The sequence below is a fragment of the Vibrio sagamiensis NBRC 104589 genome, from assembly GCF_007990935.1.
Lineage (GTDB): Bacteria > Pseudomonadota > Gammaproteobacteria > Enterobacterales > Vibrionaceae > Vibrio > Vibrio sagamiensis.
The window spans coordinates 1-15,668 of the sequence record NZ_BJXJ01000037.1; the positions used below are offsets into that span (position 1 = coordinate 1).

Genomic DNA, 15,668 nt, shown 5'->3' on the forward strand with positions numbered 1-15,668 from the left:
GTAATCTAAAGTATTAGGGCCTAGGACCCTAGACCCTAGAACCTTTCTCTTACCCACAACACTTCTTAAATTTCTTACCACTGCCACAAATACAAGGGTCGTTACGACCGACTTTTAGGCTACTCACTGGTTGATTTAGACGTGAGTCTTGCGGCTCTTCTTCTAGAAACGTACCATCAATATAAAACCAGAGTCCGTCTTCTTTCACGAAACGAGAACGTTCAGACATGCAGTAACGTTTACCGTCCTCGTTAAAGTAAGCATTGAACTCAACAAAGCCTTCATTAGCATTAGTGCTAGCTTCTGCTTTGAGGACCTCAAGTTTGCACCAATCACTGTCAATCGATTGAGCTATACCTTCACGTTGCTCTTCTGCGTTACAGCTTGGGTGATACGTTTGTACTACGTAATCTACTAAGCCTAATACATGTGCAGTATAACGAGAGCGCATAAGTTGCTCTGGATTTGTTACATCAGCATGATTTTGATGGGCAATTTCACAGCATTGCTTGTAAGAGCGGTTAGATCCGCAAGGGCAAACAGAAGTCATCGCATGAACTCTCAAATTATATGTAAATACAGATAGGTAAGTGCAGGCATAACTTATGCAGATTTGTGTTATTAAGAAAATTAACTAAACATCAAGCCAGCCGCAAGGAAATATACCTTTAACTATTAATGAAGTCACTCACTGAAAGAAAAACTAGTGATATTTGGTGAGCAACTCTTGTGCCCAAGTGGTTGATTGATTGAAAGCGGTAGTAAGTTGAAAATCAGTTAATCCAAGCATTCTACAATATTGCTCCGCTTTCGACCAATCAGCATTTTCATAAGCAATAATCATTGATAAAAGGGTACCTAGCACTCCTTTATGTGAGATTAGAGCATGTTTAATGTCTTCATCTATAGGGACCTGTTTAATGATCTCAACAAGTGGCTGATCTAAGAGAGAATCAAGTAAAGAAAACATGCCAGTGAGAAAAGCTTGGCTTGGGGCATACGGTGTCTGCATTTGACACAGAATGAGTTCACTCATGCGCGCACGCTGTATTGCAAGCGTATATAAAGAGTCCGGCTTACCTTCATGAACTGAAGCCAAGGCGACAAGAGAAATGAATCGCCTTAAACGTTCTTCTCCAAGATAAATGAGTGCCTGTCGAAAGGATTTTATTTTGTTTTTCAGTGTGTAGCTTGAGTTGACATACGTTAGAAGTTTATAAGAAAGGGTGAGATCAATTGAAAATAAGCGTTCTATTTCTTGATAATTGATTGATTCTTCAGCAATCGCTTTACACAACTGAATTACTGTAAGTAAAGAAGCACTCAAGCATTTGCTTTGTATTAATTCGGGCTTACTAAAAAAATAACCTTGAAAGTAATCGAATCCTGCTTTCACTGCCTGTTCAAATTCATCATAAGTTTCGACTTTTTCAGCTAAAAATCTGATTTTACGATGGTTAAGTGACTGTATGAAAATTTCTGCTTTAGCGATTGATATCGAACGGATGTCAAATTTTATAATTGTTATATAAGGTAAAAAGCGCTTCCAAACTTTACTTGGTACAAAATCATCTAAAGCAATTTGATAACCCTTTGCATGAAGTAGTTTTATCGCTTCTAAGAGCTCATCGGTAGGTTCGCAATCCTCTAAAACTTCCACAACAAGATATTGGCTTGGGAATAGAGTTGGAATTAGGTTAACCAAGCTTTGGTAAGGGAAATTAACAAAACCTAGTTTGTTACCTAAAGTGTTGTAGTAAGTAGTAAGAAAATGATCAGAAAGAAGTTTGCTTGTTGCCAGCTCAGGTTCCACCGCAGGAAAGGTGTTTTTGGGGCCATCTCGAAAAAGCAATTCGTATCCGATGGTCCGTTTTTCTTTATTTAGGATAGGTTGTCGAGCTATATAAGAATACTTCAAAGTGGTTTGTTTTTATTGTCCATTTTCTAGCGTTCGATGATAACTATTTCCGACAAAAAAACTTTGTACTTGGGCATGAAAATACAAAGTAGATAGAGATGAAGGTCTACTTTTTCGAATCAAGCGTACGATTTTGCAGTTCAATATTATTTTTTTCAACAAATAAAATGGATCCTTGAGTATACCAGTCGCCAAGTACAATCCGTGTTACTGTCGCACCATTGAGATTAAAATGATGCAGGTTAGGCCGATGTGTATGGCCATGTATCATGAGATCAACGCCATATTGAGTAAAGGTTTGCTCAACTTTATTTTGGTTGACATCCATAATGTCGTAAGACTTTGTCTGCTTGTCCGTACGAATATCACTTTGCACTTTAGCGACAATACGCTTTTTAATAAACCAAGGAATACGATTAAATAGATATTGTAGCCATGGTTTATGAACGATCTGTCGGAATTTTTGGTATTTGATATCGTCGGTACACAATGTGTCACCATGAAGAATGGCAGCTTTTTGGCCATATAAATCGATAACTGTGACTTCATCGAGTAAAGTTATTCCGGTTTGCTGGCAAAAGCGTTTTCCCAGTAGAAAATCACGATTACCTTGGATAAAGAAAATGGGTATACCTTTTTGACTCAGCACTTTAAACTCTGTTCTAACTAGATCTGCAAAAGGTGAGTTATCTTCGTCTCCGATCCAGAATTCAAATAAATCGCCTAGCACATAAAGTGCATCAGAATGAATAGCCTCATTACGCATAAAACTCACAAAGCAATCTGTGATATCAGGGCGAGAAGGAGATAGATGAAGGTCAGAAATAAAAAGTGTTGTCATAGAAATACTAGAAATAAGGGGAGCTTAAGCTCCCTATTTATTATTTAATCTCATAAGATAATAATATACCAAAGCGTATCTCGTTGCACACAGTACTGCGCTGTCGCTTAGGTGTAAAAGGAGATTAGTCTACGATTGTGGTTCCAGTAATCATAACATCTTCTAGTGGTACATCTTGATGCATACCATGAGAACCAGTGCTTACACCTTTGATTTTGTTAACGATATCCATACCTTCGATGACTTCACCAAACACACAGTAACCCCAGCCATCTAGGCTTTCGCTACGGAAATCTAGGAACGTGTTGTTGTTTACGTTGATGAAGAATTGCGAGCTTGCGGAATGCGGCTCCATAGTTCGAGCCATAGCAAGCGTACCAACTTTGTTGCTAAGACCGTTGTTCGCTTCATTCTTGATCGGTGCTCGTGTTGTTTTTTCACGTAGACCAGGCTCCATACCACCACCTTGAACCATAAAGCCATCAATCACACGGTGAAAGAGTGTATTGTCGTAGAAGCCATCACGGCAATACTGAAGGAAGTTTGCACTTGTTTCAGGTGCTTTTTCTTCGTTTAACTGAATTTTAATGTCACCAAAATTTGTGTGTAGGGTGATCATATCTGTATCCTTTACTGTTTTGTTAGAAATAATTTAGATCGACATAGTTTTAATGTTCTTAACTTACCTTAAAACAATATCAGCTTATTAATGTGGGATTCTAGCTTAAGTTGATTCGCATGCAAATGCACCATGCCGAAAAGCTTGCTTTGTGCTTGATGTTTGCTCGATTATTGTTTACTTGGACTTACGTATTGATGGAATCATGCAATTTTGGTGACGATCCAGTGCCATCGTAAGAGCGTTGTTCAGTTTACCAGTTCCATAAGACGTCGTCGGATAAGCAGATATAAATAGGCCAACGATCACGCAGAATTTGGTTGTACTCGACATGATTGGTTTACCGATCGGTGGGCTTTTTTAAAGTGATGACGTTTGGATTCGTTATATTTGTAAGGCATAGTTATTGAGTTAGATATGTATTTAGCAAAAATTGCACCACAATCCAAAATGAATATAAAGTATAGTGTCAATTATTGTAAGCCTACTTAATTAATTCTCATTTTATATATTTATATTTACATTTATATTTATATTTGTAAGTGAACTATGTAACTCTTTATTGGTGTTAGATTTCTTGGTATTTCGAGAGCTGAAAAGTACAATCTAATGTGCTGTTTAGGTACTCCGTATGGCTTCACTTTATATACCTTGGAATTGACTATTTATTGTTTTAAACACTCTACTAAAACTTAGGGCTGTGTCCGTAAATTGGCGCAAATTTAGGTTGTGTCGTTAATATAAGTTGAGTCTAAAATTGGTTATTTTAATTATAGTGAAGGAGTGTATATGGATTCTATATATGAAAAAGAAAATTCGCAAATAAGTAGTAATACTAAATACCAACAAAGTCCTGGTGTTGAGTCCGTACTTTCTTATGCATCTAATGTCGATAGGATATTTGGAGGAGATGTTAACCACCAGACTGGAACCTATATATTCCAAATATCTTTGCTAGATATTGTCGCCAATAGCCAAAAAGGACCAAACTTACAGTTAAACTTATCGTTAAACCAAAAATCCAGATCGGATACTGGCTTTAGTAGAGGGATGGAAGCCAATTTGACACACCTCGATACTGGGAATGAGCTCTTGCGATTGTCGTCAGGTGAGGCTGTAAAAGTGGATCTTTTGGGAGTAAAAGCTGGGGAGATAGTTCCCTTGAGCGATGCCAGAATTACCGACTTTAAACTGGTTAAAATAAATGAGGAAAGGTTTGAAGTTTACTATAAGTCTGGTGAAGTTGAAACGCTGGTAAAACATAGTAATGTCGATGATGTTGCGTGGATAAAATATAAAGATGCTACTGCTGATAAAGGTAAGCTCTATCTTGTTTTTGAGTATGATAGATATACTCAACAACTTAAAAGCATCAAAGATAAGCAAGGTTTTTTTTATTTTTCCCGTCAGGACCATCCTCAATATGACTACGCTTTTGATTTAATGCAGGGTCGGCGTGTCATGCATGTATTGAGCACTAGCGATGGGGTTCAATTTTCTAAGCCCGATAAACCGAGTGCTGCGAAGCTCTGGACTAAGGTTTTCTATTCTGCTCGTAACCTTCCAACCCAGATTTCATCTATAGATTATTTCTATGGCCGAAGAGATACCTTGACCTATCAGGGCACATTGCTTAAGTGTCCTACTGGAGAAATGGGTGTACCCGGTATGCCAGTCGTCGAACAAATGGATGTCACCGACCTTAACCAAGAGGAGGCTTTACTCACCCGCACCCGCTACAGCTATGGCGAGAAGAATGACAATAATTACCTGGGATACAACGGTAAATCCTTTACTAATGAAGGTATGACAGCATACTCGGATTACATGTGTAACCTAAAGGGTAATTACTTCTATGCCGTTACTGTTACTGAAAAATCTCTTGGTAAAGAACCAGACAGGATAACCACATTCAAGTATGACAAGTACCATAATATGGTTGAGAGCAAGATGGAAAGTGGTGGTTGTGTACAGTCTACAACCCTTGCTTACCATTTGGTTGATTATGGGTATGACGTTCCATTTAATGAACAAGATAAGCGTTGTAGACTTCCCAGGCTCCAAACTATTACTTATCAGGATGCTGAAGGTTCAAGGAGTGAAACTACTGAATATAACTTTGATGATTACGGTAACCCTCTACTGGAACATGATCTTCAAACCGGGCTGCGCAGCGAATTTCAGTACTACGACACGACCGACGGGAGCATAAAAGGCTGCCCTGCATATACGTTTGTACACTTTGTGATGCGGCAGCGTCGTTGGCATCCTCTCGAAAGGCTTGCTAACACCATCTCCTATACCTATAAACTGTTGCCCAACGCAACAAATACGGTTGCGATTGAGACCAAGACATTTCATGAAGCAGCACAACAAGACACTTATTCCTTTAACGATGACGGTACTCTCAAGCAACAGAAAACCTCCCTCAATGGATATGTATCAATTATTGATCACACTTATGATTATACCTACTCTACCGACGAATGTTCGGAGTGTTTCGCCCATACAATCACACTCAGCGCATCAGATCTGAGCGGAGAATCCCATACTCAGTTCAACGTCTTGGACGCTTTAACAGGGAACCGGCTAATACTAACACAGCAAGGTTCAACGCTGGAAAATGTCTTTTATCCGGACGGTCGGCTCTATACTGAGACTGCCGACAAAGGAGGGGAATACGAAGCTGTTAAAACCTATGTTTATGAAGATGCTCTGCACCAGAGTTCAGTGACTGACCCTAATGGCAATATTTTGGCCACTATTTATGATGCGCGTTCGCGGCTGAGAGAGTCGCTTGTGACCGTCATCGACTGGTCATTGAACGAACATGTAGTTGAAACCCGGCAGTACAACGGCCTAGGTCAGGTTATTAGCGGTACCCAATACGATGTGGTGGCAGACAATGACCCAACCTTCGCCGAGCAGTCTACACTCACTCTTTCTATGAGTGCCGTATACGATGGCTGGGGTAACCCTACAGTAAATCATCAGGATGGGCGCCAGGAGGTTAAATACCAGAATCCGGTCAGTCAGCGTAGCTACCAAGCTGTAGTGGGTATGCCTTACCAAGTCATCGTGCTGAGCGAAGATAAACGAACACAAACCCGGACGGATTGCAAGCCTGATGGTACGGTCTTAGCTCAGGACATTCAGCGAATGGATACCTTCGAGCGAGTTAAGGTGCGTACTGATAAGTATGGTTTGCGTACTGATATGTGCTATGACGTCTTTGATAGGGTTATCACCGAGAACCGCCCTGGGCAGTATATCCAGTATTCCTACTCCCCTTACTCCTCTGAAGCTTTGGTTATTGATATTGCCTTAAACCGGAAGTCTCTAGGCATGCAAAAATATGACCCCTTCGGTCGCTTGCTAATGACTTCTGTTGGCGGAAGAGACACTCACTACCGTTATCCTGCTGGATCGTTGTACAGTGATCAGCGCACTTTGGCTAATGGAACAATTCAACCCCTGTCTTTTATAAGCGGTGCCAAAGCCTATGAGTCGGCAGGGAGTTATAGCTACACTTATGATCCTAATCTAGCTATTTGTACCTCAGCTGAGAAAGATGGTGTGGAAACACAGATCACGTACCGCTTTGACAGCCTCCCGGATACGGAAATTAGTAATGGACACACGACTCAATATTTTTATTCCCTACTCGGCAAACCTACGGCAATAGTCAGTAGCACAGGTATTAAACAAACAACCCTGTATGATGCTCAGGGGCGGATTGATTCGGAAAAAGTACATAATAACAATAACCTATTATGTGAAACCTTATATGAAGACTATGATGACTGTGGTCGCCCGGGACGAATAACCACAACCCGGGAAGGGCAAACCCTGACCAGAACCACTGATTGGGACGAGTTTCCAAGCCGTTTATACCATGAGGCCGACCTATCCACAGGTGAGATGCTCACTGAAGCGGTAACTTTTTATGATAACGGTTTGATTCATAAACGTGCGTATACTTTGGGCAATCAGTCCCTGGATGAGTCTTTTATCTATGACGAGTTTTCTCGCTTAACCTACTGGCAAGGCAAAGGAAGCATGGCTCCTGTTGACGATAAAGGGCGCAAGTTGAGCGAGCAGTTCTTTGAATATGACAGTTTCAATAATCTGACCAAACTAACCTCATTCTATATAAACTCTGAAGACGAAATCCGTACCCTACACTACAACAATCCAGATCCATGTCAGCTATCTCTGATTGATGTGCAGATTGGCCAAGATATCCAAACCTGGTTTATCCCCGAATATGACGACTTCGGAAATATGCTCAACGATGAGAAAAACTCGACTTATACCTATGATGTTAGTGGGCTCATTGAAAGCGTCACTCCGCAAAGTGGAGGGAAAATACAATACAGATACGATGGTTTAGGTCGTCTGGACCAAATTCAGCCAGATGATCAAAGCACCTTGATACGCCGCTACGCTGGTCAAAGTCTACTTGTTGAGCAGCAAGGGGACTATTTACGCCACTACCAGCGCCATGCCGATGGAGGCATTGTGGGAAAAACTCTGCTTAACGCAGGAGAGATTCATCAGCACACTTGGTATCAAAATAATGCTAAGGGCTCCCCTTTGAGGGTTAGCGGATCTGATAGTTTCACCCAAGATTATAGTTACAGCGCCTTTGGCATCCAGTCTGTGATAACCACTCCTTCCGATAAATAAACAACAAGAGAGTAACAACAATGCAAAAACCAATAAAAGCTTGGCTGCCTTTAGCCGTCGCAGGACTAATGACGATCAGCTGCAACTCGCAAGCACAAGAGTGTGAGGTCGCAGGAATTAGCATAGTAAATCGAGATAATATCAAAATAGATATCAGAAGCGTTGAAGTACTAAGCGGAAATGCCCTCTACGATAATGGCCGCATGACCAAACCTATTCAAATAAATTATGTGGCGCAGTATGAATATACTGTCGAATATGGGGACACAGAAAAGTGTGAAACGTCACTCACGCCAGAGGAGTTTGATAGTCGTATCCATTTGGGTAAATATGACGAGTATGCAACTGATGATGATATTAAGGACTTAACCCAGTTTTCTACCGGTTTTGTTTACAGTTCTGATTCTGAAAGAGAGGGGACAGAATATGCACATAATTTGGATATTAATGGTCCGATGGATTTACGTGATGTCAGTAGAACCAGATCCGAACCTCGGCAGAATTTAAATACTCTGTGGGTCAGCTATGATCGCTTTGCAGAGGATCAATGGATAGGATATCCCGATATTTCACTTTGTGCTTACAGCACAACAAAGGATGGACAAAGAGAAGATATGAATCATTGCAATGATACAACGTCAGATCAAGATCCAACTAAAAGGGATATGAGGGTGTTGGATGGCAGATACCAACCAGGGGATATTGGTAGCGAACGAGTTAGCGATGGTGAGTTGTGTGGAAGTAAGAGCGAGTGTCAAAACTACACGACCTACAGAGAGAGTGTATATGGCGGTGATATTTGTAGAGTAAAAAACCAAAAAGGTAGAACAAGAGCTTTCAGTAATACAATACGAAAGATAGATTTATACCACTATAATATTCAGCCTAAGATTAAAGCTAACTTCTTTTCTGCTGATAATGTCCAATACATTTCGACTGACTGTATGACTGGAACTCAACAAAAATGCACCGATAAGAATTACAAGCCGGATGTTGTTAACTACTATGCACTTGATTCCAAGCACCAACAAGGTAAGACAGATTTTACCATTCTAAAAACAAGTCATTGGTGGGTTGGCGGTATACATGGTCCTCAAACCCACTGTAGTATGGAACAAAGGTTAACCACTGAAGCTCCATTCAATAGGACATCATTACCTTCAGGCTATGGCGTGAAAGAAACGGTTTTATGGCCTGATAATGAAAACTATTCTATTGATAGTAAACAGAATACTTTAAGCAAACAAACTGTTGTTGATGACTACGGTAATAAAATAATCATACAGTTTTCCGCTGATGTTACACTTGAACAATTTGAAAAAGGGCAAGGGTTAGATATATCACTTTTTAATGGGGATGTTAGATAAAAACATTAACTTTAAGGAGACCTATCAGAAGATAGTTCTCCTTGAGGTTTAAAATTAAGTTGATTTTCGTTAATTGTTACTCTCAAATTGGTTAACAACCGAATGGTGGCAATAACATGAGGTTATTATGGATAAAATCAAAGAAACACTGCTTCAGAGAGGCGCTATTTCTCGTCGTGAGTTTTTAAACCGAGTCGGAGCGCTAACTGTATCTGGAAGCATACTATCTAGCCTTCCCTTTAATGCACTATCTAGTGAGTGCCTATATTCTCTCACAAAAGCAGGCCGACAAGCACTTTTAGCCATCCTACAATTCGATGACGTGGGCTTTAATGGTGAACTGAAGGATCCGGGTAGTGGTGGTTACTTGCTAGGTAATGGCTATCGGGCCTATCGTCCAGAGCTACAGCGTTTTATGGCATCAGACAGCATGAGTCCATTTGGTAAAGGTGGGTTCAATAGTTACACTTATTGCTCTGGTGACCCCGCTAATTTCAGAGATCCAACAGGGCACTTTGAAATCGCCGATTTTCTTATAGGTTTAGCATCGCTGCTGACAGGAGCCGCCGGGGTACTGGCAGCTCCCTTCACTGGAGGCACCTCTATCGGGATAGGAGCAGCTGTTATTGGTGGTGCACTTGGTGCAACTTCTGGTGCATTGACAGTGGCTGATAGCTTTATCGACAATGAATCTACCTCTAAAAAGCTGGGGTATGCCGCTATGGCACTAGCTGCACTTTCAACAGTCTCTGGTGTTGCGGGGGCGATGGGCACAGGCTTTAGGAGTAGCAAGGTGGCCAGTGGAAAGGACTATGTCACCAAATATAAGGTGGTGAGAAATAATGCAACACGAAAAACCATTGCTCAGCAGGAAGACGCGGAAGTTGATAAAATCTTCCGATTCGGGGTTACCAATTTAAACGATTATCTGGAAGATCTTAACAGTAGATTGTATGCTTCAACTGTTACGAAGAAGCCAATACCTAAAAAAACGTTCAAGAATTTGCCTCATTCTAAAAGTAGCACCCCAACTTGGTTAGTTAAAGTAACCAATAGCGAAACCAAAATAGGTGGAAGTAACAAGTTCTATGGTATGCTTCGCGGCATGGGGGGAGGTATTGTTGGCCAATCAGGAAGTTTTTCTTCCGCGGCTTTTACCACGATAGGAAAAGTTATTAAAGCCTCATCAAAACCAGATGAAACACCACCAGAAGAAAGCATTCGTCAGACCGTTTTTGCGCAGCTGAGCCAATAGACTGTTTGTAAGGACAGGTGGCCAAGCTCTCATAATGGCAATCGTAACTGAGGATTGATAAGGGGATATGAGGTAAGAATCGATTTAAGAATATTTACTGATAAAAAATCCCTCGGGTTACGCCGAGGGATAGGCAGTATTTAGAATACCTTCGTTATTTTAGTAATATAAAAAAAACAGGAATGACACATGACCAATGATTTCGATATTGAACAAGTCATCAAATCTCTCCAACCTGACCACTAGCATCGTTTCCTGTTGTTGATTGTTAAAGGCTCTACGGTATCATCTGGGGCCAATAATGGTTTTGTAATGGTGCATCGAATTCTCTGAGAAATTCCGTTTTCCCAGACTGCTTCCTCCTTTGTCAGCACTGCACGTGGTACCTATAGCTGAATACAGATCCGCTAAAAACTCAGCAGGTCATGAGTGGATGATGTCGATAATTTCATCGTTAACCTTCTTTGTTTTCGAAGACCGTCTTTTCTTGTCTAGATCTCCCTCGAAGAACAGGATTGCTAATACGTGGTTTACTTGCGAGAAGACGAACCTTTTCAGTACGATACCTTTGAGGCAATTCATGATTAACACTGGCAAATTTAACAATATCACAGAGCAATCAAGCTAGTTTGTCATATTGAGTATTTTCAAGTACGCATTGAGCGAACATTGATAAATCACATCTTCTCAAGCTTTGTTTATCTCCAAAAAATGCAGATAGCGTAAAAGTTCAACAATATTTATCAGCCCCAACGTGAGCGGTTTAAAGAGTTTTCATTGAATGTTTTGCGCAAGACAAAGGAGCACCACCAAAATTGTACGGTGTCATCAATGCGTAAACACTATTTATTTTCATCATTTAAATGTAAAAACGGCTTTTTACGCTGATTATTTAACTATATGCATATTAAAATTGAATGAAATACTATAATGGAGCGTTGTAAAGCAGTTATATTCTGGGTTTTAAGGTTACTTGAGTATAGCTCTGGAGTTGATATAATCAGGTTCTTACTAATTCAATTACAATTATAGATAGAGATCATGTTAAAGATATATAACACGCTGACTAGAAAGAAAGAGGAATTCAAACCCATTACAGCCGGTAAAATTGGAATGTATGTCTGTGGAGTTACTATCTACGATCTCTGTCATATTGGTCACGGTCGTACTTTCGTTTCTTTCGATGTGGTTTCTCGTTACTTGCGTTACTTGGGTTACGACCTTACGTTTGTACGTAACATTACTGATATCGATGACAAGATCATCAAACGTGCTGCTGAAAACGGTGAAACTTGTGAATCACTGACTGAACGTCTTATCGGAGAAATGCATACTGACTTTGATGCTTTGAATATGAAGCGTCCTGATGTTGAACCTCGCGCGACTCAGTTTATCTCAGAGATTATCGAACTAGTTGAAAAGCTGATTGAGCGCGGCTTTGCTTACGTTGCAGACAATGGCGATGTCATGTTTGAAGTGGGTAAGTTTGATGAATACGGCAAGCTTTCTAAGCAAGACCTTGATCAATTACAAGCAGGTGCACGTGTTGATGTTGAATCAGCAAAGCGTAGCCCTCTTGATTTCGTTCTTTGGAAAATGTCTAAGCCGGGTGAGCCGACATGGGAGTCACCATGGGGCCCAGGTCGTCCAGGCTGGCATATTGAGTGCTCTGCAATGAACTCTTCTATTCTCGGCAATCATTTTGATATTCATGGTGGTGGCTCTGATCTTCAATTCCCACATCACGAGAATGAAATTGCTCAATCTTGCTGCGCTCATGATACTCAGTACGTCAACACTTGGATGCACAGTGGCATGGTCATGGTAGACCGTGAGAAAATGTCCAAATCACTAGGAAACTTCTTTACCATTCGTGATGTTCTAGGCCATTATGATGCTGAAACGGTACGCTACTTCCTAATGTCAGGTCACTATCGCAGTCAATTGAACTACAGCGAAGATAACTTGAATCAAGCACGTGCATCACTTGAGCGTTTGTATACATCTTTACGTGGTTTGGATTCTAACGCAGCACCAACTGGTGGCGAAGAGTATGTTTGTCGTTTTACCAATGCAATGAATGATGATTTCAATACTCCAGAAGCCTACTCTGTGTTGTTTGATATGGCTCGTGATGTTAACCGCCTTAAAACGGAAAACATAGAAAAAGCAAGTCAGCTTGGTGCTGTGATGCGTGAGCTTGCGGATGTGATTGGTATTCTTCACCAAAACCCTGAAAATTTCTTGCAGGGTGATGCGGGTAATGATGGCGAAGTAGCTGAAATAGAAGCATTGATCAAACTTCGTAACGACTCACGCGCAGCCAAAGATTGGGCGAATGCCGATATGGCTCGTAATAAGCTCACAGAAATGGGCATCGTACTTGAAGATGGACCTGATGGCACAATTTGGCGTCGTAAGTAATTGAATCTCTTTTAAGGGCTGATGATTCAGCCCTTTTCTTTATCTCTAACAAATTTAATGAAGGTTTTACTCTGTGGCTCAGATGTATTTCTACTACTCGGCAATGAATGCGGGTAAATCAACAACGCTTCTTCAATCATCATTTAATTATCAAGAACGTGGTATGAATCCTGTGATTTTTACTGCCGCTTTAGATGATCGCTATGGTGCTGGTAAAGTGAGTTCACGAATCGGATTACAATCTGAAGCGCACTTATTTAGAAATGACACCAATTTATATCAAGAAATTCATACATTAAATCAGCAAGAGCAGCGCCACTGTATTTTGGTTGATGAATGTCAGTTTTTATCTAAGGAGCAGGTTTACCAATTAACAGAGGTAGTTGATAAGTTGCGTATTCCGGTTCTTTGCTATGGTCTACGTACCGACTTTCTGGGCGAATTGTTTGAGGGCAGCAAGTACCTGCTATCTTGGGCAGACAAGTTGGTGGAACTAAAAACGATATGTCATTGTGGTCGTAAAGCCAATATGGTGATTAGAACCGACGAGTATGGCGTGGCGATCAAAGAAGGCGATCAAGTCGCTATTGGTGGCAATGATCGTTATGTATCTGTTTGTCGTCAACATTATAAAGAAGCATTGGATAAATAATCCTAACTTTCCACGTAGCATTTACCCACTTAGGCATATGCCAGAGTGGGTAAACTCTCAACAGAAAATAATTAAATAAGACATTATTTCATTAGCTATTCATTATTCTTTCAGCACCTTACTAAGCGCTGTTCGGTATTTTATATTGCATCTAACGTTGACTTAAACATGAATTGATAGCCAAGAGCGATTAGCTTGTCTGCAACAATGCGCTTATCGGGGGTATGAGTAATAGGAGGCAGACTAAGATTTAAGCCACTTTTTTCAATTGCTGCTTGATAGAACTCGGCTTTACTAACGGTGTTAGGAGTAGTGACATTAACGATCTGGTTCTTGATTTGGCTGAGAGCAAATGCAGTAACATAGGCTGCATCTTGTTGATGAAGCATATTGGCGGGGGCTTGACTACTGACTTGTTTTAATCGGTTAGTAAAGCGGGAAGGGTGCCGATCTGCACCGATTAGTCCACTGCAGCGTAGAATAGCAAACTCTACATTTGAATGAATAATATATTGTTCTGCCTGTAAGATAATTTGAGCATTTGAAGAAAAGTTAGGATTATCTTTTGCTAAAGATAATGTAGCATCCTCTTCTTTCATATCAGCAGCAACATTAGGATAAACGGTGGTTGAGCTTACCATTACCACTTTTTGGATTTGTTCTTTTTTCGCAACGTCAATGACTTTATGCCACTGTTTGGCATATTCATCTCCATTGCCTTTTCTAAAACCAGGTGGGAAGGTACCGATAATACGTTCAATGTTGTGCTTCTTTATCAGGCTTGAAAGCTGCTTTTTACAATCGCTATCAGCAAGATTCAACAATGCTGGGTAAATACCAGATGTCCTATATTCATCTAATCGACTCTGGCTACGGCGTGTTGCAGTGACTTTGTGACCTTGTCCGAGTAATACTTCTGCCAGAGGGGTTCCTAACCAGCCAGCACCAATAATAAGTACATTTGCCATGAGTCGACACCTTATTAAATTTAACCAATCATTAAAACTGTTCTTCGACACTATATCCTTAAAATTATCTTTTTAAAATTGTATTTTGGTTATTTGATATGCTTGTGCACAAGAAATATAGCTTAGAGGTACAATATTAAAACAAGCCTGAAAGGGCACCGTCTTTGTGCCGTAATCTCTTTGAAGTTTTTATAAAAAATCGCTTGTAGCAGGGAGCTCGTCTAGTGATAGCACTTAAGGTGATCCATGCACATTGATATTATCTGATTAAAATTGTGTCAAAAAATAAATTAGTTTTAATTAATAAAAGGTAATATAGGTGAATAACAGAACACCGCTTACTGTTTTTTTATTTTTATCGTTTTTGTAATGGTGGAGCCAACTGGAGTACCCAAGTATCGTTTCTATACTTGGGTAAAAACTTACTGGGTAATTAAATTGTCCTGGTGAATATACCTTAGGCGGATAAAACTCTTAGAACTCTATCTGCATGCTCAGCGACCTCAATTCCTTCATCAGTCAAGTAACCGCCGTAAGGCTCAGTACACAACCGCTTTTCAAATAATCGAGCAACAGCTGCTTGAATCTCTTCTGATGCTTCCTTATGGACTTTGATACCCGTAGCGGCACTGCTCAAGTCGAATTGGAGAAGTAAGTTAAGTTCTGCCATATGGTTAGGTGAATATTTCATTGGAAACTCCTATAAGTTTTTTTTCAACCTAGTCTGAAAGCAATTAATGAGCAATCCTAAATATTAAAAAATGTTAACCTTAACGTGTTACTTGAGCGCATTTAATATATTAGATTACTGTGGATCAAGCTCAGCTCACATAACAGAATAATCAGCGGGTTAAAATATGTTAAATTGTTTCTTTTCGTCTATATTTTTAAGAGTTTATTGTCCTAGATCAACTGCTTGATAATTACATAAATTA

12 protein-coding genes are annotated in these 15,668 nt (G+C 40.2%); 5 read left to right on the top strand and 7 right to left on the bottom strand.

The window, feature by feature from the left end:
• Positions 1-49 precede the first annotated feature (49 nt).
• The 5 genes from VSA01S_RS15525 to VSA01S_RS20045 all read right to left on the bottom strand — a co-directional run bounded on the left by VSA01S_RS15525 (position 50) and on the right by VSA01S_RS20045 (position 3,711).
• Positions 50-550, bottom strand: coding sequence for a YchJ family protein (locus VSA01S_RS15525; protein WP_039981070.1), 501 nt, complete (start codon positions 548-550; stop codon positions 50-52).
• Between the two features lie 153 nt (positions 551-703).
• The gene (locus VSA01S_RS15530) at positions 704-1,918 is read right to left on the bottom strand and encodes an EAL and HDOD domain-containing protein (protein WP_039981068.1); all 1,215 of its coding nucleotides are present in this window, start codon (positions 1,916-1,918) and stop codon (positions 704-706) included.
• Positions 1,919-2,024: 106 nt separating this feature from the next.
• Complete coding sequence (gene lpxH, locus VSA01S_RS15535) at positions 2,025-2,759, bottom strand: UDP-2,3-diacylglucosamine diphosphatase (protein WP_039981065.1); 735 nt, start codon at positions 2,757-2,759, stop codon at positions 2,025-2,027.
• Positions 2,760-2,883: 124 nt separating this feature from the next.
• Positions 2,884-3,378, bottom strand: a complete 495-nt coding sequence (locus tag VSA01S_RS15540) for a peptidylprolyl isomerase (RefSeq protein ID WP_039981063.1) — start codon at positions 3,376-3,378, stop codon at positions 2,884-2,886.
• Between the two features lie 177 nt (positions 3,379-3,555).
• Entirely contained in the window at positions 3,556-3,711 is a 156-nt protein-coding gene (locus VSA01S_RS20045) for a hypothetical protein (RefSeq protein ID WP_158000770.1), read from the bottom strand.
• 456 nt (positions 3,712-4,167) lie between these two features.
• Here VSA01S_RS20045 and VSA01S_RS15545 point away from each other — a divergent pair, with 456 nt between their 5' ends.
• The 5 genes from VSA01S_RS15545 (at position 4,168) to VSA01S_RS15565 (ending at position 13,765) form a co-directional block, all read left to right on the top strand.
• The gene (locus VSA01S_RS15545) at positions 4,168-8,067 is read left to right on the top strand and encodes an RHS repeat domain-containing protein (RefSeq protein WP_039981061.1); all 3,900 of its coding nucleotides are present in this window, start codon (positions 4,168-4,170) and stop codon (positions 8,065-8,067) included.
• Between the two features lie 68 nt (positions 8,068-8,135).
• Positions 8,136-9,434 carry a hypothetical protein gene (locus tag VSA01S_RS15550; RefSeq protein WP_145993881.1) on the top strand — a complete coding sequence of 433 codons (1,299 nt, stop codon included), beginning with the start codon at positions 8,136-8,138 and terminating at the stop codon, positions 9,432-9,434.
• A gap of 127 nt (positions 9,435-9,561) precedes the next feature.
• Complete coding sequence (locus VSA01S_RS15555; protein ID WP_050567336.1) at positions 9,562-10,689, top strand: RHS repeat-associated core domain-containing protein; 1,128 nt, start codon at positions 9,562-9,564, stop codon at positions 10,687-10,689.
• Positions 10,690-11,730: 1,041 nt separating this feature from the next.
• Positions 11,731-13,113, top strand: coding sequence for a cysteine--tRNA ligase (gene cysS / locus VSA01S_RS15560; RefSeq protein ID WP_039981058.1), 1,383 nt, complete (start codon positions 11,731-11,733; stop codon positions 13,111-13,113).
• Between the two features lie 73 nt (positions 13,114-13,186).
• On the top strand, positions 13,187-13,765 hold the full coding sequence (locus tag VSA01S_RS15565; protein ID WP_039981056.1) for a thymidine kinase: 579 nt from the start codon (positions 13,187-13,189) through the stop codon (positions 13,763-13,765).
• A gap of 140 nt (positions 13,766-13,905) precedes the next feature.
• Here VSA01S_RS15565 and VSA01S_RS15570 read toward each other — a convergent pair whose 3' ends face one another.
• Positions 13,906-14,733, bottom strand: coding sequence for an NAD(P)H-binding protein (locus tag VSA01S_RS15570; protein WP_039981055.1), 828 nt, complete (start codon positions 14,731-14,733; stop codon positions 13,906-13,908).
• 457 nt (positions 14,734-15,190) lie between these two features.
• Positions 15,191-15,424 carry a TIGR02647 family protein gene (locus VSA01S_RS15575; RefSeq protein WP_039981053.1) on the bottom strand — a complete coding sequence of 78 codons (234 nt, stop codon included), beginning with the start codon at positions 15,422-15,424 and terminating at the stop codon, positions 15,191-15,193.
• Between the last annotated feature and the right edge of the window lie 244 nt (positions 15,425-15,668).

Bases quoted from the DNA above. Each gene is read 5' to 3' on its own strand.
- VSA01S_RS15525 (WP_039981070.1), bottom strand. From the start codon at position 550: ATGACTTCTGTTTGCCCTTGCGGATCTAACCGCTCTTACAAGCAATGC.
- lpxH (WP_039981065.1), bottom strand. From the start codon at position 2,759: ATGACAACACTTTTTATTTCTGACCTTCATCTATCTCCTTCTCGCCCT.
- VSA01S_RS15540 (WP_039981063.1), bottom strand. From the start codon at position 3,378: ATGATCACCCTACACACAAATTTTGGTGACATTAAAATTCAGTTAAAC.
- VSA01S_RS20045 (WP_158000770.1), bottom strand. From the start codon at position 3,711: ATGTCGAGTACAACCAAATTCTGCGTGATCGTTGGCCTATTTATATCT.
- VSA01S_RS15545 (WP_039981061.1), top strand. From the start codon at position 4,168: ATGGATTCTATATATGAAAAAGAAAATTCGCAAATAAGTAGTAATACT.
- VSA01S_RS15550 (WP_145993881.1), top strand. From the start codon at position 8,136: ATGACGATCAGCTGCAACTCGCAAGCACAAGAGTGTGAGGTCGCAGGA.
- VSA01S_RS15555 (WP_050567336.1), top strand. From the start codon at position 9,562: ATGGATAAAATCAAAGAAACACTGCTTCAGAGAGGCGCTATTTCTCGT.
- cysS (WP_039981058.1), top strand. From the start codon at position 11,731: ATGTTAAAGATATATAACACGCTGACTAGAAAGAAAGAGGAATTCAAA.
- VSA01S_RS15570 (WP_039981055.1), bottom strand. From the start codon at position 14,733: ATGGCAAATGTACTTATTATTGGTGCTGGCTGGTTAGGAACCCCTCTG.
- VSA01S_RS15575 (WP_039981053.1), bottom strand. From the start codon at position 15,424: ATGAAATATTCACCTAACCATATGGCAGAACTTAACTTACTTCTCCAA.